Below are 23,732 nucleotides of genomic sequence, written 5' to 3'. Positions count from 1 at the left end.
TCAGCCAAAAAATGATTGGGGACAAAAATATCTTCTTTTAGGTCGAGGGCCTCCCAGAAAACACCGTTTTGGTTGCTTAATCGCATAGGTCAGGTGAGCCTTATTTTACAGCGAATACGGACAAAACCAACCCTCTTAGCGCGGGTACAGCCCGAAACTACCTAACTTTAAGGGAATATGTAGAGTATATTTATCCGGGGTTGAGTGAGCGCAAGGAAGGTAATCAGTGAATAGTTACGTGGGCCAGCTGCAGGATGAGCTAGACGTGCCGAAAACCGGCCCCATCTTCACAGTCGTCATCCCTGCCTACAACGTGGAAGACTACCTAGAAGAAGCTGTTCAGAGCATTCTAGATCAGGATTTCGACGTCGACGGCAACATCGAAATCGTCATTATCAATGACGGAAGCACTGACCAGACGCCTCACCTAGTAGATCAGCTCGCTGCCCGATACCCCACTATCATCCGCGCGTTCCACCAAGAGAACAGAGGTGTATCCCAAGCGCGGAATCGTGGGATGAGTTTAGCGCGTGGCAAGTATTTAGGCTTTCTCGATTCCGATGATAAATACTCTAAGAACACGTTTTCTAACGTTTACCGCTTCTTTGAAGATCATGAAAGCGAGATCGACGCAATCGGGATCCCTCTTGAATTCTTTGGGGATAAAACAGGGCAGCATATACTTAATCATAAATTTCATGACGGTACTCGTGTAATTAACGTAGAGAAAAATTGGGATTTAATCCAAGGATCACTATCAGCGTCCTTCGTGAAAAAAACGGCCATTGAAGAATATGGGCTACATCTAGACCCAAATTTGAAATACGCTGAAGACATGAAATTTATGACACAGCTCATCATGAAAAGGCGTAAATACGGGGTAGTAGCGGAAGCTTGCTACATGTACCGGAAGCGCAACGATGGCACGTCTGCTCTTGATACAAATCTAGGGCGAAAAGAGTACTATATTGATGTAATTGAAGGATTCGGGAAAGCGCTTTTCAATGAATTTCAAGATAGTGAAGGTAGCGTTCCCAAATATGTACAATATGCGGTTTGCTACGATCTTCAATGGCGTATTAGACAACGAACACAAAACGTATTAAGCGCTGAGGAACTTGAAGAATACAAGCGAGGAATAGTTAACCTGGCGCATTACCTGGACACCGATGTTATTCTACGACAGCGGCATATTCATATCGATCATAAGTTATTGCTTTTTAGTATGAGGCGCCAGAAACCAGCTATCCCGGATTTGCAAATCCGGTGGCATTCTGCCTTTCTCGACGATGAAAAGGTTTGGGCAGCCGGTGCCGCTTCTTTTGGGTGCGTAATCGAATCGTTGCGGCAGGAGTCTGGAAAAATTCGCGTCAAGGGCCACTATAAGGGTGTGCCGATAGCTGAGGTCGAATTTGGATTTCTTACCAACCACGAATTTGTACCACTGAAGCGTGTCCCAGCGCCCAAGAAAAAACGCACTATCTTCCTTGGCGAAGAGGTTTTCCAGCCATATTATTTTGAAGTAGATTTAGAGGTAATCCCAAATCTACGTGTTCGACCAGCGATCCGATATGGCGGCAGAACATATAGGCCAAAAGTTACATTTGTGAAAAATGCGGGGTTGGTTGACTCTCCGAGCGGTTACAAGATTTTAAAATCCTTTATTGTCCAAAATGTAAAAAACAAGTACTTCGCGGTTAAGCCCCGAACGGTACGTGAAATTTGGCGGCGCGAATTTTCTCTTCTGCGGACGATTGTCAACGATAAGCGAACTAAAGGCATCCAAAGAAAAAAGTCTATACTTCTATGCTATAGGATCCTGAGTCTTATATTAATTACTCTGAAAAGGAAGCAAATCTGGCTCATATCAGACCGCTTTTCATCAGCCGGCGATAACGGTGAAGCGTTTTTCCGATACATGGCATCAAATACGAATCGGAATAGGAAAGTTATATTCTTGCAGAGCAAAGATTCTGCGGAATACCAAAATCTGCGTAAAGTTGGAACTGTCGTTGAACCAGACAGTTTTGTAGGGCGTTTGCTCTATCTTGTTGCCGATGTTTTCGCATCGTCTCAAGCAGACGATCACATTCTTAATCCCTTTGGTGCCGATTCACGCATTATGCGCGATAATTATCGCTTCGAATTTGTGTTTTTGCAGCACGGGGTAACTATTAACGATATTTCTGACTGGCTGAATGCATTCGACAAGCCTTTGGCGAGGTTCGTAGTGTGTGGCCAGACAGAATTAAACGAAGTGACTAAAGGAAATTACGGCCTAGACAGCGTGGAGGTTCCGGTACTCGGATTCCCGAGGCACGACCGGCTGGTAAATAACAAAAATACCAAACGTATTGTTGTTGCTCCAACGTGGAGGTCGCAGTTAGCCGGTCAATTCGATCGTTCAACTAATACGCGACACTATCGGGAAGATTTCAAGGATTCAGATTACTTCCAATTTTATCAGCAGCTGTTATCTTCTGAAACGCTAAATAAAGCCCTTGAGCGCGAGGGTTACGTTCTTGATTTTGTGCTCCATCCTAACTTCTCCCCGCAAAATATTGATTTTGTTCCAGGAGAGTTTACAAATATTGTCGTGCCCCCGTATGACTACAAGACGCTTATTTCTAACTCTGAAATTTTTGTAACAGACTATTCTAGCGTGGTCGCTGATGCGGCTTATCTTCGGAAGAAAATAGCGTATATTCAATTTGATGATCTGGTCAATCGCGGTGGACATACCGTCGCCTACGGTGACTTTGATTTTGTCGAAGATGGTTTCGGTCCGGTCTTTTATGATTTACAGTCTTTGATTGGTTTCTTAGTGAACAGCATGGTTGGTTCAGCTCAAGATATTGACAAATATGAACCCCGTATTCAGAGAGTTTTCAAGTTTCGAGATTTCAATAACTCTGAACGTGTTAGCCAGGAGATTGAGCAGTTGCTGAAATAGCTGCATGACGTCGAAATGGCGTTTTGTAATTATCTAAAAGCGCCAATTTGGCTATATGCGCGTTGAATCAGGGCAAGATTCTTTAGGAAACCCTCTTTTGAGACGGTAGTGTCCTTTACTACCTGCATACGAGTTGTAGTGATGTATATGGTGACTATTTCTTTGATTGGGTTTTTAACAGATCTCCCGTTACCGCCTCTTAAATCAGTCTTTTAAGGTATATCAGGGTTGTTATGGCGGCGTTATCTTGTTTCTAAAACAGATCCTGTCAGCCTAAGCCGACACAGTGCGCGAGGCGCAGACTATGCCCTGCCGCACCGCCGCCAACCAACTCCGGAATGGTTAGCTCAACTCACAGGCGTGGTACCAGGCTTGGTTTAAACTCCGCTGCTAATGCGAAGCTATGTACGGTTCGTTCATCGCTGATTGGCTCTTTGAGTGCTATCTCGGATCAGCACGAGGGGTGACCACAATCTTTGCAACCCGTAATATGAAAGCGGTCTCAACCGGTGGAATGAACGAGCTTGTAGCCAAATTTGGTGTAGAGAACCTCTTGAAATTGCAGGTATCCGTGATGGGCAGAAGATTTCGATTCCCTGCTCGCTGATATCCGTACCCGGCACCTTAACCAGGAGCCGTATTACTACGTCTCGTGTGGTGCTTTAAATATGGTGGTTGGTGAGGGGGCGAGCAGCCAAATCCGGTGTGCTTTCTGCTCCCGGGTTCAGGCTGATGTCTCCCGAGAGCTACTCGGCATGGTGAGCTCGGCTTCGGAGCCGAGCTCACCATGGACTGGTTTTCCGTGCCTTGTATTTTTTGCCGTGATTTGTCTCTTGGCGTTAGATGAAAAACCGGTTTTTCTTGACGTCTTTTGTGTCTACAAGAAATTCGTTGACAACGTTCAACTTGGAAGTGGCGTCCTTTGCTGTACTAATCTTGCGATCGGCTAAGGAGTAATCTACGGTTTCGCGACTATCAAATTCATAAATCCATTCTTGTGTCTCCATAATTTCGTGTTCCTTAGTCTTTTCATCCCCCCCCCACGCATGTACGGAATGCGTCGAGAAAAACACGCCGTCACGGAGTTGGCGGGCTGGATTACCTCCGAAGACTGTGTTCGAGGGTTGTTTTTTCCCTGCAATAACAGAACCGGCGGCAAGTATCGCCCCAGAGCCTATATGAGTTCCTTTAAGGATGAGAGTGTCTTGGCCCAGCCATACGTGGTCTCCAATAAGTACAGATTTGCTGGCGTTAATACGCATTTTTGTTTTGGAGTCGTATATCAGATGAGGGTCAGCTGTACGCATGGTGATGCCATAAGAGAATAGTCCTTCGCGACCAATTAGAATATTCTTTCCTTCTGAGGTGGTCGCGGTGAGCTTTCCATTCATAAATGTATCTGGACCGAAAAAGACACAAGTATTTGCGTTGACGGACAGCTGAAGTCGGTAGGGGTGTCGATTTCGGCTTAAATAAAGAAGGCTGTTCGATCCATTGACATTAATGCTGCCACCTTCTATTTTAACTCCGTCTTCTATGACAATAATGTTATTACTGCCGTTAATGTTAATCCTTGCGTCTCTGGCCAAAGTAGATAGGCTTGGGTTAACTTTGATCTCATTGCTTTGTGGAGGTTCGGTGAATGATTTAATTATTTCCATTATTATCCTGGGGCTGTCGTACGATCTTTCGGGGTTTACTGGCTATTGGCCGGTTTCTAGCGGGACGTGTCAAACCTGTAGCCTGGTGTCCCATGGTAGCTTACTGTGCATAGTGTATCTATGTTGGCTGAGCGGTGTAGACTTACTGTCCTGCTTCCTTCCACACCGTTTAGATGTCGCTAATCCACGAATGGGGTATATGTATGTTTATCAATGAAGGAGATGGGGTCTACACCCACTGTGGTCGATCGTTAAAATATCGATACAAGCCCTCTCAGACTGATCGACGCAATATTCTGGTGATTTTCTCTGGGTTCCGGGATAAAGGAACATTAGATTTTTCCGGCAATAGTCTTAACTGTGTCCGGCAAGATATAGTTTGGATCTACGATGAATTCGGTGAAAATAACGCTAATTCCTACTACTTGCGCCACGATGGCGAGTCTTGGCCGGAAGATATTGTAGAGTCGTTCATTGACAATTTGTGTTCAGAATTCAATATTAGCCGCGATATGATTATTGCAGCCGGCTTTTCTAAAGGTGGCAGTGCTGCGTTGTATTTTTCGCTAAAACTTGGTCTAGGCGGTACGGTGGTTACCGTTCCACAGCTTTTTATGGGCACGTACCTGAAAACGAGTTGGCCGACTGCTGGAAAAATTGTTGCGGGTAAGCGCGGGCAGGCCGTCCTGGATGAAATGGATTCTTTACTGCCAGACCTTATTGAGGAAAACCGTGGCGGGGGTGCTCCGATTTACCTCATCACTTCTAAAGGTGATCCGCAGTTTAAGACCGAGATCGAACCCAATGTGGAAGCACTATCGAGGCTTGAGAACTTCAACCTCATCGCGGTTAATAGTGATTATGTAGATAGCCACATCGCAGTCACTTCCTACGCAGTGCCTATAGTCCAAGGACTTCTCTTGCTACTGCTAGAAGGCCTTAACGTAAAGTTGGGCCCGCATGAAATCCTAGATTGGAAAGAGGAGACGTCGCCAGCCGCCGCGTCAGTGTATGGTACGCCTGAGACCTCAATACAGGTTCTGAAAGTCAATGACGGCCGTCTGTTCGTCGAAGCAGACACAATTTTCCGCGGAATCCCAGTGGACGGCTACGGGCAGATGGAGCGTCGCCTTCACATAGGACCTAAAACTATTGATTTAGGAACCGTGCTAGACAGCGGTGTTTCTTTACGGAATTCACGTTGGGGGCGAGTTGACTATTCAGGTGGTTTAACCGCAACCCTTAAGCGTCAGGGTGTCTCCCTTGATGACTTACCTTTCGGTGGGCATGAAGCCAAAGTGTACCTAAACCATTTCAAAGCTAGGAAGTCTGCTCTAGCACCGCTAACGGCAAAGAACTCCCGGTGGGCCGGAGCAATCACGAAAGACTACAGCGTTTTAATCTCTGCGGACAAGAAAAAGACGGATGTGCTCAAGCTTCGGCACGCCGATTGTGAAATCATTCCTAATGGAAAATACAACCACGTAGACGTCTTGTCCATCAATCCAGAGGGACGCCTGTTGGTACGTGGTTGTTTGGCACCTGCTGGTACGACTATCTCCGAATGGGGCCAGGCGCTCATGTCCTTGGTTATCACCCAAGGTGGGGAAGTTGTTGCTACCAAACGGTTGGGAATTGCTCACCGAAACCGTGACCTACCAGCAAGCCTTGCTAAGGCCTACTACCATGACATTGGCAGTAAAGGCGTCGACTTAGACGATCTTGACGCCGGAAACTACGAATTGTCCGTCACTGTAGTCACGGCTGACGGCATTTGGTCCAGTGGAGCCATCGGCAAGTTGCATGTAGCAGGGGCGTTCGGTCAGTCATTTGGCACCAAATTTAAGGTAGAGGCTTACAACTCCTAATCTGCGTCATCCATCGTTTTTACGCACCTGCGTATAGCGGTGTATGTATCAGCGCAGAAGGACGGGTTCGCAGAAGCAGTAGGTTCTCGTTGGCTATTTATTGTGCCTAGGAGTTCCTTGACCTCGTCAACATTGGCTGCAACCGGCAGATTCGCCACGGCGGCGTTATCGGTCACTATCGGTCGGTCACCGTCGCCGTGCATAAGCAGCACCCGTTTTCCGGCCGTGAGGGCGTCGAAAAGCACCGAAGAGTAGTCGGTGACCAACACATCCGCCGCGGCGAGGATACTTTGGAAATCGTCTCTTCGCGGGTCCACCACATCCTGGGCAATGTCGACGCCTAGTTCGTTGGCGATCGAAGGATGCGCTATCACATGGACCTGGTAATCCTCGCGTAACTCCTTCGCAAGGTTTGTCCACGCGGAATAATCTTTGCCGGGGAACCACGTGGGCATCAACAACACTGTGAGACGCGCCCCCGGCAGTTTTCCCCTCGTCAATTCCACAAGTCGGTCCCAGCGAGGCATCCCTACCTGAACTACACGGTCAGGGCTAATACGGAACCGCGAATCTGGCGCCGCGACGTACTCGGTTTCCGCTTCAGTGCTGGTGAACATGAGGTCAATATCAATCGTGTTCAACCACCCGGCAATGTTTTTAATATTGCGGTTGTAAATCACCCCATGCTGCAGAAACACAAAAGGCGCACGCGAGGGACCATACAAGTACGCGGGTGCAAGGTTGCGGGACTCCACAACCGCGTCGGAAGAAATGACAACCTCCGCGTTCAAGTACGCAAGTATGGAACGCACACTTCCATGCGGTAAAACCCGGTAGCCGTCCTTCTTCAAACGGTCCCACCCAGGGGCGCCACGTTTGAGAACAAAAAACGCTTTTTGGTCCGTGTTGTCCACAATCCAGCGGTACAGGTGCTCTCCATTATCGCCAGCACCAGTAACCCGGTCCGTGATAACCCACGCGCCCTTCAAGCTCGCAGGCGCCCACGGAATGTTCACTATCACTTGTGCTTTCAGCTTGGCTGATTTCTTTACCAGGTGGCGGGCTTTCCGGGATACGGCCTTCGCCAGGTTCACGGCCCGATTATCTCCGGTCACCAGGCGGCGCAGCCGCATACGCTCAGCCCACGTCAGAGGATTCGTCCCCTTGGGCACGCGTGGTTCGCGTTCATACGTCACGTGGGCGAAGGGTTCGTCGAAAAAGTGCTGGCAAAAATCGCCGGTAGGTGGCTTACCCCAATACTTCACGGCCCACGCATCCCGAACCGTGGAACTGACCGGGCGGCACGGATCTGTGCCCGGTGGTAGGAGGGCGAAGATGGCGTCGAGAAGCTCTAAGAACTGGGCCTTGAGCTCGGCTTGGTGGTACAGCCACATAGTGCGTGCCCGAGTGGTGATGTCCTCGGTGAAGTACCAGGAAATGTCGTACAAAACAGTATTCGCCAACCATGCGGGCACAGCACCGCACTGAGTCACAGCCTGCTGCAACAGTGCTAGGTAGCCGAAGCGCACTTGATCGTCGTACCGTTCTCCGATGCCCCACCCGCTTTGTACCAACGAACTCGTGTCCGTGCGCGAGCGGTAGAAATACAGCGCAGATGCCACCTCACCTACCTGCACGCGCTCCGCGGAAGCAGTGCAACCAAGGAGATAGCGGCAAATAAGGTGCCCATCCTCGAATGTGGGGCGCACACGACGGTCATAGCGCAAACCTAAGCCTTCCAGTATGGCGCGCTTCAAGAACGCTGTAGCACCCAGTTGGATGTGTGTGGGCTGATCGCCCAAGTCCACTACCTGGTCCCCGCTGCGGTACTTGAAGCCCAGAGGTAAGGAATCACCGACCTCACCATTTTTCCCATTCAGGCGCAGAATACGGGTTGTGTACATCGCACAACCCGGGTATTTATCCATAAACCCGGCAACCTGGGTGAAGTAGTGCGGGTCCAGCACATCATCAGAATCCACCACCGTCACCCACTCACCGCGCGCGAAATCCAGGCCCGCGTTACGCGCGGCAGCTGCACCAACGTTGCGGCCCAAAGAAACCAGTGTGACATTCTGACGCTCAGACGCCCACGAACGCACTATCGCAGCGCTGCTGTCGGATGAACCATCGTCGATGAAGATATATTCAACATCCGCGAAGTCCTGCGCCTGCAACGAATACAGCAGCGCCGGCAAGTAATCAGCACTGTTGTACACGCCAATCACCACGCTGAACCGGTATGCCCGTTCCGTCGAACGCACCACCACGCGTGGCACCGCTGGACAGATCGGCTCCGAGTGATCTGTGACAGCGTCTAGCATCCGCAGCTGACCATAACTCAACCCGGAAACGCCCACCGCATAATCCGGCGCTGGGCGTGTGCGGTAAGAACACGCCTGGGCAAGATCGACGAAAGCCTCCGTGTCCACTACTTCACGTAGCTGGTCAAGGTTATTGGCGTCCAGCAGCGCGCAGACGGATGAGTGTAACTGTTCCATGTCGTCTTCGTGCATGCTCATCCTGCGTACGTCCTTGGTTACCGGTCCGGAATATTCAACCCTGAATGTTACTGTAGCGTGGAATGTATTCACGCTCCTCCCGATGGAAAGTACACATGCGATGGCCCAGGATGATACTCAGTATGAAAACTGGAAGTACCCAGTAATCACGCACTCCTCGCCCCAGGCCTTTACACAGCTTAAAGGCTATGGGGACGGCATCCACGCCATCAGCCTCGGCGAGTCCCACCTGGACATCCTCCTGCGTAGGCGCCCGGGTAAGAATGTGCTCGTGGTATTCGGTGGGGCAGTGGACCGCACCGCCGGGTATCCACCGTTTTTCTCCGGGGTGGGCCTGACTTCCCGGTTGCCCTTTTCGCTTATCGCGTTGTCGGACCCGGCGTTTACCGTCGATAAGCAACTGCGGATCGGCTGGTACACCGGCACCCGGAGCGAGCCCGCGCAACACCTCATCCCGCAGCTTATCGACGCCATCCTGGACACCTGGAACAAAGAAAAAGCCGTCCTGCTCGGGGGATCCGCTGGCGGTTTCGCGGCGCTCGTCACCGCACCCCAACTACGGCACAGCGCCGAAGCGTTCGTTATGAACCCACAGACAAACGTGGAACGCTACCACCACAAACACTCCGTCACAGCCTGGGCCGAAGTATGCAAAGACCCAGAATCCGGCCAAATCCTGGACCTACAGAAATACTATGCGGGGCTTCCCACCCAACCGCGTATTACGTACTTCCAAAACAAATCGGACACACACCGTGGCACCCACGCCGAACCCTTCCTAGAATCCCTGGAAACCCAGCCCGAATTAGTCCTCGGCGAATGGGGTGACGGCCACGTCCCGCCGCCCAGCAGCGTACTGGCCGCCTACCTCCTCCCAGCACTCCTGCCCACACCGGCTGGTGCTCTCGCCCAGAAGATCCCGGCTGAGCAGCGGCAAAAACTCACCGCCCTGATCCACAAGGTGAAAAAATGAAACAGCTCCTACGCCGGGCAGCCCTCATAGTAGAACGTCGCGGCCCGCTCGGCGGGCTCAAACTGGCATCCGCCTGGCCCCGTTTACGTGAAGCCCGCACATTCCAACTCCTTTCCTACGGGCCCAGCCAGGTAGGGCGGCAGCTGGAGAAAGAACAAAAAATCTCCTACCTGGAGCTCGGAACCTCCGGCGGGCTGTACACGCGGTGGGGTGCCAAAAAACTACAGGTCACCGATATTGCACCCCACGTGCAGGCGTGCATCGAACCACCGGCAGAGCTCCGCGCACCACTCATCCGCGCCGGAATCCCCCTGGTGGAAGAAAACACCACCGCAATCCGTACCGCCCTGAACTCCCCGCTGCTGCGCGCAAAGATTGCCACCGGGCAACTCCGTGAACTTCTCAGGGGTGAGCATGATGCCGCCGGGATGCCATTGCCCCTGATCAGCGTGGTTGTCTCCACGAACCGCCCCGACCAACTAGAACACGTGCGGGCACAGTTCAGCCGGCAAACCTACCCGCGCACCGAACTTCTCATCCTGACTCACGGGTTCCACGCCGAGGGCTGCCTGCACAAACCGGCAGAAGCCAGCCTGGGGGAGTGCCTCAACGAACTCGTAGCTCACGCCGCCGGGAAGATTATCGCCAAATTCGACGATGACGACCTCTACCTGCCCAATTACCTCACCGACCAGTACCTCAGCATGTGGGACACCGGTGCGAAAGTAGTGGGCAAAGCGGCGAATTACATCTATTTCCCCACGCTCAACGCCATCGCCCTCCGCCGGGAAAATCGCGCCCGCATGTTCACTGACTTCGTCGCCGGGGCCACCCTCATGGCGGACCGCGACATCCTCGAACAGTTTCCGTTTGCTGAACGCACCCGTGGGGAAGACACCGACTTCCTCCGCCGCGTAGCCCACGCCGGGGTACCCATCTACTCCACAGACCAGTTCAACTTCATGGTCATGCGTCACGACGACCACACCTGGAACGCCACAGACCTCACCTTGGCGCAAAGCGCGGACATCCACACCTTCGGCCTGAACGAAGACCACGTCCGCGCCTAGCCTAAGAATATGCTCTGGTAGCGGCGGCTATTCGCCGACCATGACCGCTGCCGCGCCCACTCCACCCCGCGCGCGTTCCGCGTGCCCGCAACGTCTGCGATACCGCGGGCCAAATCTTCCGGAGACTCCGGTATCACATACGTTTCCACACCCCCAGTGACCTCGCGCAACGCCGGAAGGTCGCTGGCCACAACCGGCGTGCCCAGCGCCTGGGCCTGCAAACCCTTAATCGGGGTGACCTTCCGGGTCACGGCAAGGTCCTTGCGCGGAATGACAAACACATCCACAAGCGCATACCAATCCAAGACCTCACTCTGCGGCTTCTTACCGACGAAGTGAACATTCTTAGCGCTGCACATAGCTTCAAGACGGGTGCGGTCCGTACCATCGCCCACAATCACGAAGACGTATTTATCAGGCAGTAGCTCCGCAGCGCGGATGAGGGTGTCTAAACCCTCATACTCCACAACCGACGTAATCGCGCCGACCACAATCTGGTCCTCCGCAATTCCTAGAGAAGAACGCAGCTCCGCAATCCGCGCCGGGTCCGGAACCCATTCCAGCTGGGCATCATCAACCGCGTTCGGGACCACCGTGATCCGCTCCTCTGGGACACCGCGTGCCATCACATCCCGCTTGGACACCTCGCTGAGAGTAACCACATGCGAGGCCGCCAGCATCGCGCGCGTCTCAGCAGCGTGGGCTAGGGCATAAAACTCCGAATCCACGGCCTCGGGTGGGCGTCGTGAAGCCCACGTGGATTCCAGCTCCCCGCGGACTTCGTAGACCCACGGGATCCCCAGGATGGCAGCCGCCTCCGCGACGACGATAGCGTTCGTGTAATCCGTCGTCGTCTGCAGCGCCTCCGCTCCCTGCTCCCGGCAGAAGTCCACCAACTCCTGCGTCGCCCGGGTATCCCGGCGGGTGAGGGACGTGGGGAAATCCTTGGGCAGCATGCGGTGGTACGTCACGCCTCCCACCACATCCGACTGCGACCGCGAAAACTGGCCGATCACCAGCGGATACCCCAAACGCGTTAGCGCCGTGGCGTGAATATCCGCTGCGTTCTGGGCCTGCAGCACCTTCTGGGAACGCAACGTGTACCCAGAATTCGTGTACGGCAACGAGTTCGTCAGATAGTGCACAACCGTGTGCGCGCGGCGCATCGGAATCCGTGCAGGGAACTCGTGGCGCAAGCGCTCCAACTTCTCCCGGTGAACCCGCACCAGCGCCGCCTCCCTACGGGAAACACGCCGCTGGCGTTCCGCCCACTGGATACCCGCGGTGAACTCCCCGGCATCACAATACGCATCCAACGGGCTACCACTTATCCGCTTCAGGCCACCAGAAAGAAGCCGCGCGCCCCGGTGCAGGACCGGGTTTGTAGACATCCGGAATTTCTCCGCCACCTTCGCAGTAAAACCAACCGGATCCTCAGCGAACAACTTCGCCGACACCGTACCGGCGAGCCGCACGGAGGGCAGAAGCAGACCAAGATTCTTAACCACGGACACGACCCTTCGCCCCAATCACATCACCAATAAGCTGCAGAAAACGTGCCGGCCCACGGTGAGCGTATTCATCCTCCACCCACGCGGCTGCGCGCTCATCCACCGCGAGCAACGATCGGTCCTGCGCCAAACAGGCCCACGTGCGCGCCAAGTCCTCCGGCGATTCCGGAGCCACCACAGCCCCCGCCCCCAAATCCTCAATCAAATCGGCGGCCTCACCAGCGACAACACCGGTAATATGCATGCCCAACGCCATCAACTCGAACGTCTTCGACGGCACCGCCTTCCGCAACGGCGGCCAATCCGTCAGATGAACCAGAGCGGTATCCGCCCACGCATAATGCTCATGCAACTGATCCGGTGTCACCCGCCCCAGCATCTCCACATCGACGCCCAGTTCGCCGGCTTCCTTCATAATCTCCTGCTTCGCCGCCCCGGCACCAATCATCCGCAACGTAATATGCACGCCTTCCCGGGCTGCCAGGTGGGCGGCGTGTACCGCGTTCGACAGATTCTGCGCACGGCCAATGGTGCCCGCGTACAAGACATGTAAGTGCGCGCCGGGCTTCTCGCCACGCGCGTGGTCTGGGGCTGCTGGCGTTTCCGGCATCGTCGCGGGCGGGAACACGTTACGCACCGTCACCACCGAGTGCGCTGGGGCGTGAAACCGCGCCACCAAGTCCTGCCGGTGCTGCTCCGAGGTCACGATCAAGGCGTCGGCGGCTTTAAACACACTGTTCAGGGCTCGCGTGACCACCCCTTTGACAAGACGCATCGGCAGCCCGGACAGCAGGCGCTCCCGACGCGAGGTAGTGCCCGTCGCCGCGTTCCAGCTTTCCGACGTATCCAGCAGTTCTGGCCAGGCGTCGCGTAAATCAATAACCAGGGGTGCCCGCCAAATCTTGGCCACCATAAAAGCGGCGACAGCCGTAGGAATAGCCGGAACAGTGCCCACCACGACGTCGGGACGCTCCATAGTACCGCGCACGCGTTGACCCACCGCAATTCGCACAGTGGAGAGCGCTGACCACAACTGATTCAAAGACTTCGACGTCAACGAGTGATTGACTGGGATAAAACTTGCCCGAACAATACGCTCACCCTGCGGGCCACTTTCCGGGCCGCGATTCCGGGAACTGCGCAACGAATTCCACCACTTATTCGTAGAAACATTCCGCAAATAATGCGGCGGTGGCGCAATGGCGGTGACCCGGTAGGAAGCATCTGTAAGTAAACCGGACAGCCATTGCCAGCGACGTTGTGGAACACCGTTTTCCGGGTACCAGTAATGCGAAATAACCATCACATGGTGCACGGGTAATGCTCGCTTTCGTGGTGAATGCATGAACGGGATTCGAAACCGAAGCTTCTATACACCATCCGATAGTATACTGTCTGGTTCTTCCCTGAGAGATTGCTCGGCTAAGCTTTGGAAGGTACTAGCAGACGGGAGAACCTTCTTGAGTGACGATGTAATCAGATACAACGGCCAAAGCTTGCAGCCGCTGCTCCTCAAGCCCACCCTCTTCGGCTATTTACGGCAGCTGCACGACCGCAGATTCTTCATCATCGCCGACGCCAAAGGAAAAGCATTCCGCACCACCCGTGACTATGCGCTGTGGCGCATCTGGCTCGTCCTTATGCCGGTGCTGGATATTGTTATTTATGCTTTCATTTTCGGCTTCGTCCTCAAAACAAGCCGTGGCGTGGAAAGCTTTTTAAGCTTTTTGGTCATCGGCGTCATCTTCTTCGGCTTCATGAGCCAGTTCCTCACCGCCGCCGTGGGACTTATTCAAGTGAACAAAAACTTGATCGATTCCTTCAACTTCCCCCGCGCGGCAGTCGTATTCTCCCACGTCCTCCGCTACTTTCTGGACAACCTCATTCCCGCCACTATCGCGGTGATCGGCGCGGTTGCGCTCAAAGACGAATTCAGCATTTCGTGGACGATCCTCCTGGTCATCCCCCTATACCTACTCATGCACGTTTTCGGCCTCGGGCTCATGTTAATCGTCGCCCGCCTAACGGCATTCCGGCCGGAATTCAAGGTTGCCGTCAACCTATTTAGTAGGGCCTGGTTCTTTATCTCTGGAGTGTTCTTTTCCATCGAACGCTTCGTGGACCACGAGGTTGTGCAAAAAATTATGATGGCAAACCCGGCCTATAAGTTTCTCACCGCCATCCGCGAATGCGTGGTCTACGATTCCGTACCGTCGTGGGAATTGTGGGCACAATTAGCGGCGTGGAGCGTGGGGCTTTTCATTATCGGTTTCATTTTCTTCTGGCAGGCTGAAGAAAAGTACGTCAACATCCGCTAACCATCCAGGGAAGAACAATGGAATCACCGTTATTTGTTGTCAACAATGTGGTCAAAGACTATTACCTCAAAAGTGGCGATGTAGAAACCGGGCTTTTCTCCCGCAAAAAAGGCCAACGGGAAGTGAACGCGCTCAAGGGTGTGTCCTTTTACGGGAAACCGGGTGAATTTTTAGGCCTCCTAGGCCAAAATGGGTCCGGCAAATCCACCGTCCTGCGCATCCTTGCCGGCCAAGAGGAGCCGACCTCGGGCCAAGTCCGCGCAACGTCACGCCCCCAACTGCTGGGCATTTCCGCAGCGATGCAAACCTACCTCACCGGTGCGCAAAATATCCGCTTGGGCTGCCTCGCGCTGGGAATGACTCCCGCCGAAGTTGATGAGGCCACGCCCAAGATCGAAAAACTCGCCGATATCGGCGCAGCCATCGACCGCCCCATGAACACGTACTCCTCCGGCATGTCGGGCCGTTTAAAGTTCGCGATTTCCACAGCAATTTCCCCCGAGATTTTGCTTATCGACGAAGCCCTGTCCGCTGGTGACGCCTCCTTCGCAGAGCGCGCCAAGCGCCGCATCGACGAACTCACCGAATCCGCCGGCGTGGCAGTCTTGGTTTCGCACTCCACGGCTCAAGTGAAATCGATGTGCAACCGGGCGGCGTGGCTGCACCTAGGCGAAATGATCGCCGACGGCCCCGTCGACGACGTAGTGAAAGGCTATTCCCAGTGGGCTGAGTACAAGTCCAAGGGAGATACCGCATCCAGTGAGAAAATCCTGGACGAATTCCGTGCCAGCTACACGCCTCCCAGGTTTATACCCGTCGCAAAGCTATAGCCTTAGTAGCGGGCCTGAAACTCCGCAATCCCATCCAAGGGGCGCGCAGCGACGAGTGCATCGAGTGCGCTGATGATCCGCGGAGTTGCTGCGCCGTCACCAAAGGGGTTGACGGCATGGCGCATTGCCTCATACGCGGCAGGATTTTCCAGCAGGTTTTCTACCTCGCTGATGATGGCCTGCGGGTCCGAGCCGATAAGTTTTACCGCACCGGCGTCGATTGCTTCAGGCCGTTCGGTGGTATCCCTGATCAGGAGGGCAGGAAGCCCGAGCGCGGGGGCTTCTTCCTGCACGCCACCAGAATCCGTAACGATCAACGTAGCTTCCTGCATAAGGTGCATGAACTGGTCATACGGCAGTGGGCCGGTGGTGACCACATTGTCCAACCCCTCAATCGCCGGCAGCAGACGCTTACGGATCTTAGGATTCATGTGCATCGGGAGCAGGAAAGCCGTATCCGGATACTCGCGCGCCAAATGCCCGATAGCGGAACCAATCGCGCTGAGCGCAGGCAGGTTCTCCCTGCGATGCGACGTCACAATAATCCGTTGTGAGTACTTCTCCAGCGCTTCACAGATGCGCGGGTCAGACAAAGCGGACGTCTTGTGCACGGTCTCACGCAGCGCATCGATCACCGTGTTCCCAGTGACCAGGATGCGGTCCGGATCAATGCCTTCATTAAGAAGATTCTGCTTCGCACTCTTCGTCGGCGTGAGGTGTAGGGACGCGATAGCGGAAATAATTTTCCGGTTCGCCTCCTCCGGGAACGGGGAACTCAAATCCCAGGACCGCAGACCAGCTTCGACGTGCACAATTTTCGCTTCCCGATTAAACCCAGCGATAGCCGCAGCAGCTGCGGTAGACGTATCACCTTGCACCACGAGTACATCAGGTTTGTGCTTTTTCAGAACCTCGTCCAAACGCTTCAACGCACGGGACATAATCCGGTTCAACGGCTGCTTTTTATGCATTAAGTTCAGTTCTACGTCGGGCGTAAAACCGAATAAGTCAGTGACCTGCTGCAGCATTTCCCGATGCTGGCCTGTGGACACAATCACTGATTCGAACCGCGAATCGTCCCGCAGTGCCTTAATAACTGGTGCGAGTTTAATCGCTTCAGGGCGGGTGCCGTACGCCACCATGATTTTTGCCGTCGGCATCAAAATCCCTTCTGTCGACTACGCGCACAATAAAAACAGGCTAACGGCCTGATATTAACAACTCCGTTGCCTGTTTCAAATTGTAGGTAACTGTTAGATGGAGCCCTATCCAACCGCCCGGTACACGGTACGCCCACCTTCGGTCTCTGCGGTGACCTTCACGCCCTTGGCTTTCACTTTCCCGCCGTCGAGGTTGAGCGTCCCACCTTCGGCCTGCGTGCCCTTCGGCAGCGGCACGAGGATTTCGGTGCCAGCCATCCACACGCCCGCATCGTCGACGGACAGTTCACCGCCGCCGAGCGCGTACTGGCCAACAAACCCCGCGACGGCATCCTTGCCCAGGTAGCTGACGAAGCTCTTGCTGTAAAAGCTTCCCGACGACGCCATTATATCCACCGCCAAGTAGGGAACTGAGGGGTCGTCCTCCGCTTCCTTGAGGGTCTGCATGTACGGGGCGAGCTGTTCATTCGCGTCCGCGATCGTTTCCTGGACGTCCTTCTTGATCGCGGGGTCCACGGTCTGCTCTGCAGGGGTCACGCCGGCAAGTAGTTTCTCCACGGGGGTGACGTTTTCCTTGAGGAAGTCGGGCTTCCAGTTGGGGTCGGTGGCGTCGAGAAGCAAACCAGCCACGTAGCCCAGCTCGTAGCTTTCCTTGTCGGCGCTGGGGAACGTCTCTTCCTTAATATTGTCCAGGGCGCCGGCGCGGATCTCCTCCGGTGTGCTGTCGGCGGTCTGGAAGGTGAGGAAATTCTCGATATACCGGGCGTGACCCTCCACAATGTCCACCCACGCGATGCCCTTGGCCTCCTCAGGGAACTGCTGCTTCCACTGCTCATGCCAGAACTTCGCGTGCTGCACGTGCTCCTCGCGCTGCTCAGGATGCTTTAACGCCTGGACTAGGTTGTGGTAAATCATGTGGCGGGCCACGCGCGGCGCCGGGTCGATGGGGTAGGACTCGGAACGGCTGCCCTCCTCAGCGGACCCGGTGAGGTTCGGCTGGTGGTAGAAGTGAACCAGCTCGTGGGAAGCGAAGCGGTACAGTTCGGTGGTATCCGGGTCCTCGGCGATGGTGTCGTCGTTAATAGCCAGGAAAACGGCGGTGCGATCACCCAGCTCGCCCTCGCTGTAACCGCCCGCATCCGGCGGGGTGAGACCCGCGATCTCCTGCGTGGTCAGCTCGCGGGAACCGTTCGTGTCGAAGGCCCAGGCCTGCTGCACCTCGTCGTTGGCATCAAGCTTAAAGACGACGGCCACGTGCTGCGTGTAATCCACACCCGGCCAAATCTCGCCAGACACCGGCCAATGCTCCTTTATCGCCGCGCCGAAAGGCTCCAGGTAGGCCTGGGTATCTTTCGTATCTTGGGTATCTGCCGCCTGGGCGGTGTGGGATTCCTGCTGACTGCTCGGGGTGGCGGAGTCCTGCGCTTGGGTACACGCGGTGAGCGCGAGGGCGAGCGTACTTAAAGCCGCTGCTAGGCGGACCGTATGGGAAGGGGAATGCATGGGTGGTGCTCCTTCAGTTGGGACGCTTCCGGGCCTGGTGGGCCGGAAGCTGTTGAGCCGGCTGGCTGTTTGACCGTTAGGCTATGTGGCTTTTGAAAATGATTCCCAATTATAAAACGGCCACGGGTGGGGTGACAAGGTGGGGAGACGGGTGGATATGCCCATTGGCTCACGAATCGATAGTGTTTTGCGATGTAAGCCAAGCTGTGGTTGGCGAATATCTTGGTGGTGGCAAACTTTCGTTGAACGGGCCGGAGCGGGGGACTTCTTCGACGCTTGTCGGCATTTCCCTGTGTTAGCCTGAGGGCGTTGCAACATCAGAAATGAGGTTGGAAACCCCGCGGTATGGCAGTGGCGATGCCTCGGCGGGCCACTGCTTATTTCACGCAGGGGCCGTCAAGCCAGAGGAGGTTCCGATGCGAGAACATTGCAACGACAATTCTCCAGGTCGATCCAAGAGGCCTCCACTTGGGCAAAAGTGGAGGCAGTGCTGGACAGTGAACGGGCTCAAAGGCTGGGACTAATCGCACGGTATTCCGTTCGGACGATTAGGTTCATAGCCTTATGTGCCTGACTGTTTAGCTAGGCGGTCTGTAGGCCTTTGCACTTCATCAGAGCGTAAAGGCCCCCTTTTGGGGGAAGTATTTTGCAGGCTTCCTCGCCACGAACTTTACTGTCCTACCTCACGTTTGGCAAGTTTTTCATTGCTAAAAAACCCTCAAAAATAAACTATGAGCAGCATGTTTGCCTTTTTTATTATCTGCATTGTAGCGGCTTGATGTTGTCAACAAATCTTGTCGCTGTGTAGAAGCTGGCAGTTCTTGGTAATGCGTCAGTTTTTCCGTGGGGCGTAGTGCAGACTCCTGGAATACAAAAACGCTCAAGCGATATAATCTGCTAAGGATCAGGGACCGTTCTTGAGCGCTAAGTCAATCACTGTAACACGCTAGGCTGTCAGGCCCACCTTCTGAGGCCATCCCTGCCCACCAACCCTCCCCGAAACCTCTTCCCCCGCGTTCCTGGCGGGTGTATCCTAGGGCGGACGATTGTGTCGACGTTGCCGGGCTCACAGGGGCTGGTGGGGCGTCGATAAGCACTGAGCCACTTCAGGAGGGTTTTATGTCTCTGCTCGACATGGATGCCGCGCAGCTGAAAGAGTTTGCGCAGGATATCCGCAATAAGTACGCCACCCTGCAGGCGGAGAACCTGCAGCTGGACCTCACGCGCGGTAAGCCGTCCAACGAGCAGCTCAACATTGCGGAGGAAGTACTTTCACTTCCGGGCGCGGGCAATCACACCACCCCCAGCGGGGAGGACGTGCGCAATTACGGCAATCTCAAGGGCGTGAAAGAGATCCGCGAGATCTGGGCCGAACTTCTCGGCGTCCCCACGGAACAGTTGCTGGCGGCCGATTCCTCCTCCCTGAACATCATGTTCGACCTCATCAGCTGGTCCTACATCTGGGGCAACAACGACTCCGAACGCCCGTGGGCGCACGAAGAGACCGTCAAATGGATCTGCCCAGTCCCCGGCTACGACCGCCACTTCACCATCACTGAGCACTTCGGCTTTGAGATGATCACCGTCCCCATGCTTGACGACGGCCCCGACACCGACGCCATCGCCGAACTCGCGAAGGATCAGCAGGTCAAGGGTATGTGGTTGGTCCCGATGTTCGGCAACCCCACAGGAATCACCATCTCCGAGGAACGCGCCCGCGCCCTCGCCGCCATGGAGACTGCGGCCCCCGACTTCCGCATCGTGTGGGACAACGCGTACGCCATCCACACCCTCAACCCGGACCCAGCCGCGGAGCCGGAACCCATCCTCCCGATCCTGGATTACGCGGCAGAGGCCGGCAACCCGAACCGCTTCTGGGTCATGGCCTCGACCTCCAAGATCACCCAGGCCGGCGGCGGCGTAGCCTTCTTCGCGTCCTCCCCGGAGAACCTGGCGTGGTACGCCAAGCACGCCGGCGTCCGCGGCATCGGCCCGAACAAGGTGAACCAGTGGGCGCACGCCGAATTCTTCAAGAATGCCGAAGGCGTACGCGAAGTCATGCGCAAGCACGCCGCGTCCCTGGCCCCGAAGTTCGCCGCCGTGAACCGCATCCTCGAGGAACGCCTCGGCGAATATGGCGTCGCACGCTGGACCAACCCGGCAGGCGGCTACTTCATTTCCCTGGACGTCCTCGACGGCACCGCGACCCGCGTCGTTGAGCTGGCCAAGGAAGCAGGTATCGCGCTGACCGGCGCCGGCTCTTCCTTCCCGCTCAAGGACGATCCGAACGACCGCAACATCCGCCTCGCTCCGTCCCTGCCGCCGCAGGACCAGGTGGAGACCGCGATGGACGGCGTCGCAACGTGCGTCCTGCTCGCCGCCGTAGAGAAGCTGGGCCACTAGGCCGACTTCGCGTGGTGATACGAAAACTACATTCTGTGGCTTTGCCCGCCGAATATCCGCAGGTCGGATTTTCTGAAATTCCGCAGAATGTAGTTTTTGTATCACGGCCTGTCTAGCCCTGTCGCGCAGTTAAAGGAGAACCGTGGACGCACACACCCGCATGGCCTGGCTCCAGGACGCTATGCCCGTACCCCTGACCGAAACGCCCCGCGCCGACTTCGGCCTGGCAGTCGGCAGCGAGGACGGGCTGACATACGCGGTGACCACTGACTTCTCTGAGGTAGACACCGGGGTAGTGCGTGCCGACGACCACGCCACCGACCTGCGCACCGAGATCCTCACAGTCACCACCGCCGGCGCAGATAGCGCTGATGTGGTGTTACGTGCCGCTGCCGGAATGCTCGCGGGTGCAGCCACCGCGTTCCCCGCGCAACCGGGAACCATCCTGCCCGGCCTGGCGGTACGGGCGAACTTGGACTTCGCGGATTTCACAGTGCGCCACGGTGCTCTTATCTCCCCGTTGCTGTGGGGCGGCCCGGTTCCTCAATACGTGGAACCGGAAGAGCAGCGGATGACCCTTATGCTGCAGTTACTCCTGCTGCGCAAGGAGGAATACGACTTCGCTCAAGAACACGGGTTGGGGGAGTTGCTACAGCGCGCCGCTGAGCGTGAGGTGAATCTGTACGACTGGTCCCGCGGGGAGTGGTTGTAGGCCGGGGTGTCTCCTTTCCCTACCGCAGTGTCCACCAATTCCCTACCGCAGTGGCGCGTAGCGCCGCTGCGGTAGGGTGGAGAGCGTGTCGCTGTATAGGAAGTATCGGCCGGCCTCGTTTGCGCAGGTAGTTGGCCAAGAGCAGGTTACTGTTCCGCTGTCGAATGCGTTGGATAGTGGGCGGATTAACCATGCGTATTTGTTTTCGGGGCCGCGGGGGACGGGGAAGACGTCGTCGGCACGCATTTTGGCCCGGTCGCTGAATTGTGTGCATGGTCCGACGTCGCAGCCGTGCGGGCAGTGCCCGTCGTGTGTGTCGCTCGCGCCGGGTGGGCCGGGCAATTTGGATGTGACGGAGTTGGACGCCGCTTCGCACAATGGTGTCGACGATATGCGTGAGCTGCGCGACCGGGCTTATTATGCGCCGGCGGAGTCCCGCTACCGGGTGTTCATCATCGACGAGGCGCACATGATTTCCTCTGCGGGTGCGAACGCGCTGCTCAAGGTGGTGGAGGAGCCACCGGAGCACCTGGTTTTTATCTTCGCCACGACTGAGCCGGAGAAAATCATCGGCACGATCCGTTCGCGTACCCACCATTACCCGTTCCGCCTGCTCACGCCGCAGGGCATGAAGCAGTTGCTGCAGCGCACCGTTGAGGCGGAGGGCGCGTACGTCGAGGATTCGGTGTACCCGCTGATCATCCGCCAGGGTGGTGGCAGCCCCCGCGACTCTCTTTCCCTCCTTGACCAGCTGCTTTCCGGCGCAGGCCCGGATGGTTTGACGTACCAGGCGGCGCTGCCGCTTTTGGGCGTGACGGATTTGTCGCTTCTCGACGACACCGTGACTGCCCTCGCGAACGTCGACAAGCCCACGCTCTTTTCCATCATCGACGACGTCATCGAAGAAGGCATCGAACCCCGCCGCTTCGTCACCGACTTACTTGACCGGCTACGCGACCTCATGGTGCTCCAAGCCGTCCCCGACGCCCTGGAATCCGGGCTCGTCGACGCCCCCACCGACCGCGCCGACATCCTCCGCGAGCAAGCCGCCATGTTCACCGGACCGCAGATCACCCGGCTTGCCGACGAAGTAAACTCCCGCATCACCGACCTTCGCGGCGCCACGTCCCCGCGCCTCCTCCTGGAAATCCTGTTCGCGCACCTGGTCCAGCCGGCGGCAGCCCCGCCTGCACCGGTTGCGGCCTCTCCGCAGGCTGCGGCGCACGCCGCTGCAGCGACGGGCACCACGAATTCCGAACCCGCCGCGAAGGCCGCCCGCTCCGGGCGCGTCTATGGGCGTAGGTCCCAACAGCAGGCCGGCCAGGCGGCCGCGGGTGCGGAACAGTCGCGTGTGGAGAAAGCCCGCGAGATGGCACGCCAGCAGGCGCAAGCCTCCCAGCCGGCGCAGCCGCAGCGGGAGCCGGAGCCGGAACCTGCGCAGCCGGCACCGCAACCGCAACGCGAGCCCGAACCCCAGGCTCCAGCTCCCGAACCGCAGCCCGAGCCAAAGCAGGAATCGTCGGAGCTTTCTGACGCAGAAATCCTGGACAAGGTGACGCAGAATTGGGCGCAGATTCGTCGTGAAGTGGGCACGAAGGCACGCACCGCCGAGATCATGATGGCGGAGGCGAAGGTCCTCGACTTCGCGGACAATGCGCTGACGCTGGGGCACACCACGGGCGCGTTGGCGGAACGCCTCAACGCGGATCCGAATAATGCGGCGATCGTGCAGGCGGTGTCGCATTATGCGCAGCGTGAGGTTGGGGTTCACGTGGTCGTCGGCACGCAAGCGGCGCGAGCGCCGAAACCTGCGCCCACGCCGGAACCCCAGCCAGAACCGGAACCCGAACCGGAGCCTGAACCGGCGCCGACGTGGGGCGAACCCGCCAAACTAGGCGGCCAACCCCAGCCACCGGAGCCGGAGCCGGCACCCGCGCCCCAACCTGAGCAGCCTGCACCGCGGCGCCGCATCAACGTGGCGGAGGCGGTGCAACGCGCCCGACAGAACAAGGCGCGCGAGCCGGAAGAGGTTCCCCTGCCGCCCGAACCGCCCGGCGAGGACGTCCCACCCGAGGACAGTTTCGACCAGTCGGAGGAGGCCCGGGAGATGATTGAGGAGTCGCAGACGCCGGGCCACCTGGACCGTCGTGACGCAATGTCGGTGGCCATGGACCTTCTGCACAAGGAGCTCGGCGCTACGCCGATGTAGTCGGTACACTAGTTGGAAGAAATTTACGCCCGAGAAAGG

The 23,732-nt window shown here is 56.3% G+C and carries 15 protein-coding genes; 9 read left to right on the top strand and 6 right to left on the bottom strand.

Annotated elements, in window-relative coordinates; all coding sequences use genetic code 11:
* Positions 1-226 precede the first annotated feature (226 nt).
* Complete coding sequence (locus ATK06_RS02790) at positions 227-2,953, top strand: bifunctional glycosyltransferase/CDP-glycerol:glycerophosphate glycerophosphotransferase (protein WP_098388806.1); 2,727 nt, start codon at positions 227-229, stop codon at positions 2,951-2,953.
* Between the two features lie 839 nt (positions 2,954-3,792).
* Here the strand turns inward: ATK06_RS02790 and ATK06_RS02785 are convergent.
* Entirely contained in the window at positions 3,793-4,614 is an 822-nt protein-coding gene (locus tag ATK06_RS02785; RefSeq protein WP_098388805.1) for an acyltransferase, read from the bottom strand.
* Between the two features lie 203 nt (positions 4,615-4,817).
* Between ATK06_RS02785 and ATK06_RS02780 the strand changes: the two genes are divergently transcribed.
* Positions 4,818-6,482 (top strand): hypothetical protein, encoded by a 1,665-nt coding sequence (locus tag ATK06_RS02780; RefSeq protein WP_098388804.1) that lies wholly within the window; start codon positions 4,818-4,820, stop codon positions 6,480-6,482.
* Here the strand turns inward: ATK06_RS02780 and ATK06_RS02775 are convergent.
* Entirely contained in the window at positions 6,479-9,004 is a 2,526-nt protein-coding gene (locus ATK06_RS02775) for a bifunctional glycosyltransferase/CDP-glycerol:glycerophosphate glycerophosphotransferase (protein ID WP_098388803.1), read from the bottom strand. The genes ATK06_RS02780 and ATK06_RS02775 overlap by 4 nt on opposite strands.
* Between ATK06_RS02775 and ATK06_RS02770 the strand changes: the two genes are divergently transcribed.
* Together ATK06_RS02770 and ATK06_RS02765 are read left to right on the top strand one after the other, a co-directional pair.
* The gene (locus ATK06_RS02770) at positions 8,982-9,977 is read left to right on the top strand and encodes a hypothetical protein (RefSeq protein WP_143341382.1); all 996 of its coding nucleotides are present in this window, start codon (positions 8,982-8,984) and stop codon (positions 9,975-9,977) included. The two genes, ATK06_RS02775 and ATK06_RS02770, sit on opposite strands and share 23 nt — an antisense overlap.
* Positions 9,974-11,047: a glycosyltransferase family 2 protein gene (locus ATK06_RS02765; RefSeq protein ID WP_098388802.1), complete on the top strand. Its 1,074-nt coding sequence runs from the start codon at positions 9,974-9,976 to the stop codon at positions 11,045-11,047. Before ATK06_RS02770 ends, ATK06_RS02765 begins: the two co-directional genes overlap by 4 nt.
* Here the strand turns inward: ATK06_RS02765 and ATK06_RS02760 are convergent.
* Both ATK06_RS02760 and ATK06_RS02755 read right to left on the bottom strand, forming a co-directional pair.
* Positions 11,044-12,555, bottom strand: a complete 1,512-nt coding sequence (locus tag ATK06_RS02760) for a glycosyltransferase (RefSeq protein ID WP_098388801.1) — start codon at positions 12,553-12,555, stop codon at positions 11,044-11,046. The genes ATK06_RS02765 and ATK06_RS02760 overlap by 4 nt on opposite strands.
* Positions 12,548-13,903 carry a glycosyltransferase family 4 protein gene (locus ATK06_RS02755; RefSeq protein ID WP_048379762.1) on the bottom strand — a complete coding sequence of 452 codons (1,356 nt, stop codon included), beginning with the start codon at positions 13,901-13,903 and terminating at the stop codon, positions 12,548-12,550. Before ATK06_RS02755 ends, ATK06_RS02760 begins: the two co-directional genes overlap by 8 nt.
* A 115-nt stretch (positions 13,904-14,018) precedes the next feature.
* Here ATK06_RS02755 and ATK06_RS02750 point away from each other — a divergent pair, with 115 nt between their 5' ends.
* Both ATK06_RS02750 and ATK06_RS02745 read left to right on the top strand, forming a co-directional pair.
* Positions 14,019-14,876 (top strand): ABC transporter permease, encoded by an 858-nt coding sequence (locus ATK06_RS02750; protein WP_048379760.1) that lies wholly within the window; start codon positions 14,019-14,021, stop codon positions 14,874-14,876.
* Between the two features lie 122 nt (positions 14,877-14,998).
* Positions 14,999-15,706, top strand: coding sequence for an ABC transporter ATP-binding protein (locus tag ATK06_RS02745; RefSeq protein ID WP_408608305.1), 708 nt, complete (start codon positions 14,999-15,001; stop codon positions 15,704-15,706).
* A 2-nt stretch (positions 15,707-15,708) separates the two neighbouring features.
* On the opposite strand, the gene wecB is transcribed toward ATK06_RS02745, so the two are convergent.
* The gene (gene wecB / locus ATK06_RS02740; RefSeq protein WP_048379755.1) at positions 15,709-16,866 is read right to left on the bottom strand and encodes a non-hydrolyzing UDP-N-acetylglucosamine 2-epimerase; all 1,158 of its coding nucleotides are present in this window, start codon (positions 16,864-16,866) and stop codon (positions 15,709-15,711) included.
* Positions 16,867-16,971: 105 nt separating this feature from the next.
* Positions 16,972-18,369, bottom strand: coding sequence for a hypothetical protein (locus tag ATK06_RS02735; RefSeq protein WP_048379753.1), 1,398 nt, complete (start codon positions 18,367-18,369; stop codon positions 16,972-16,974).
* A 1,119-nt stretch (positions 18,370-19,488) separates the two neighbouring features.
* Between ATK06_RS02735 and ATK06_RS02730 the strand changes: the two genes are divergently transcribed.
* The 3 genes from ATK06_RS02730 to ATK06_RS02720 all read left to right on the top strand — a co-directional run bounded on the left by ATK06_RS02730 (position 19,489) and on the right by ATK06_RS02720 (position 23,693).
* Complete coding sequence (locus ATK06_RS02730) at positions 19,489-20,772, top strand: aspartate aminotransferase type Ic (RefSeq protein WP_098388800.1); 1,284 nt, start codon at positions 19,489-19,491, stop codon at positions 20,770-20,772.
* A 142-nt stretch (positions 20,773-20,914) separates the two neighbouring features.
* A complete protein-coding gene (locus ATK06_RS02725) occupies positions 20,915-21,484 on the top strand; it encodes a suppressor of fused domain protein (protein WP_098388799.1) in 570 nt (189 codons plus the stop codon).
* An 85-nt stretch (positions 21,485-21,569) separates the two neighbouring features.
* A complete protein-coding gene (locus ATK06_RS02720; RefSeq protein ID WP_098388798.1) occupies positions 21,570-23,693 on the top strand; it encodes a DNA polymerase III subunit gamma and tau in 2,124 nt (707 codons plus the stop codon).
* Positions 23,694-23,732 lie beyond the last annotated feature (39 nt).

Source organism: Corynebacterium renale, assembly GCF_002563965.1.
In the GTDB taxonomy this organism is placed as follows: domain Bacteria; phylum Actinomycetota; class Actinomycetes; order Mycobacteriales; family Mycobacteriaceae; genus Corynebacterium; species Corynebacterium renale.
Note: the sequence above shows the minus strand (reverse complement) of the source record. Positions and strands in the feature narration are given on the sequence as shown.

Excerpts from the sequence above, each read along its gene's own strand:
- ATK06_RS02785 (WP_098388805.1), bottom strand. The coding sequence starts at position 4,614 with ATGGAAATAATTAAATCATTCACCGAACCTCCACAAAGCAATGAGATC.
- ATK06_RS02780 (WP_098388804.1), top strand. The coding sequence starts at position 4,818 with ATGTTTATCAATGAAGGAGATGGGGTCTACACCCACTGTGGTCGATCG.
- ATK06_RS02770 (WP_143341382.1), top strand. The coding sequence starts at position 8,982 with ATGTCGTCTTCGTGCATGCTCATCCTGCGTACGTCCTTGGTTACCGGT.
- ATK06_RS02775 (WP_098388803.1), bottom strand. The coding sequence starts at position 9,004 with ATGAGCATGCACGAAGACGACATGGAACAGTTACACTCATCCGTCTGC.
- ATK06_RS02765 (WP_098388802.1), top strand. The coding sequence starts at position 9,974 with ATGAAACAGCTCCTACGCCGGGCAGCCCTCATAGTAGAACGTCGCGGC.
- ATK06_RS02755 (WP_048379762.1), bottom strand. The coding sequence starts at position 13,903 with ATGCATTCACCACGAAAGCGAGCATTACCCGTGCACCATGTGATGGTT.
- wecB (WP_048379755.1), bottom strand. The coding sequence starts at position 16,866 with ATGCCGACGGCAAAAATCATGGTGGCGTACGGCACCCGCCCTGAAGCG.
- ATK06_RS02735 (WP_048379753.1), bottom strand. The coding sequence starts at position 18,369 with ATGCATTCCCCTTCCCATACGGTCCGCCTAGCAGCGGCTTTAAGTACG.
- ATK06_RS02730 (WP_098388800.1), top strand. The coding sequence starts at position 19,489 with ATGTCTCTGCTCGACATGGATGCCGCGCAGCTGAAAGAGTTTGCGCAG.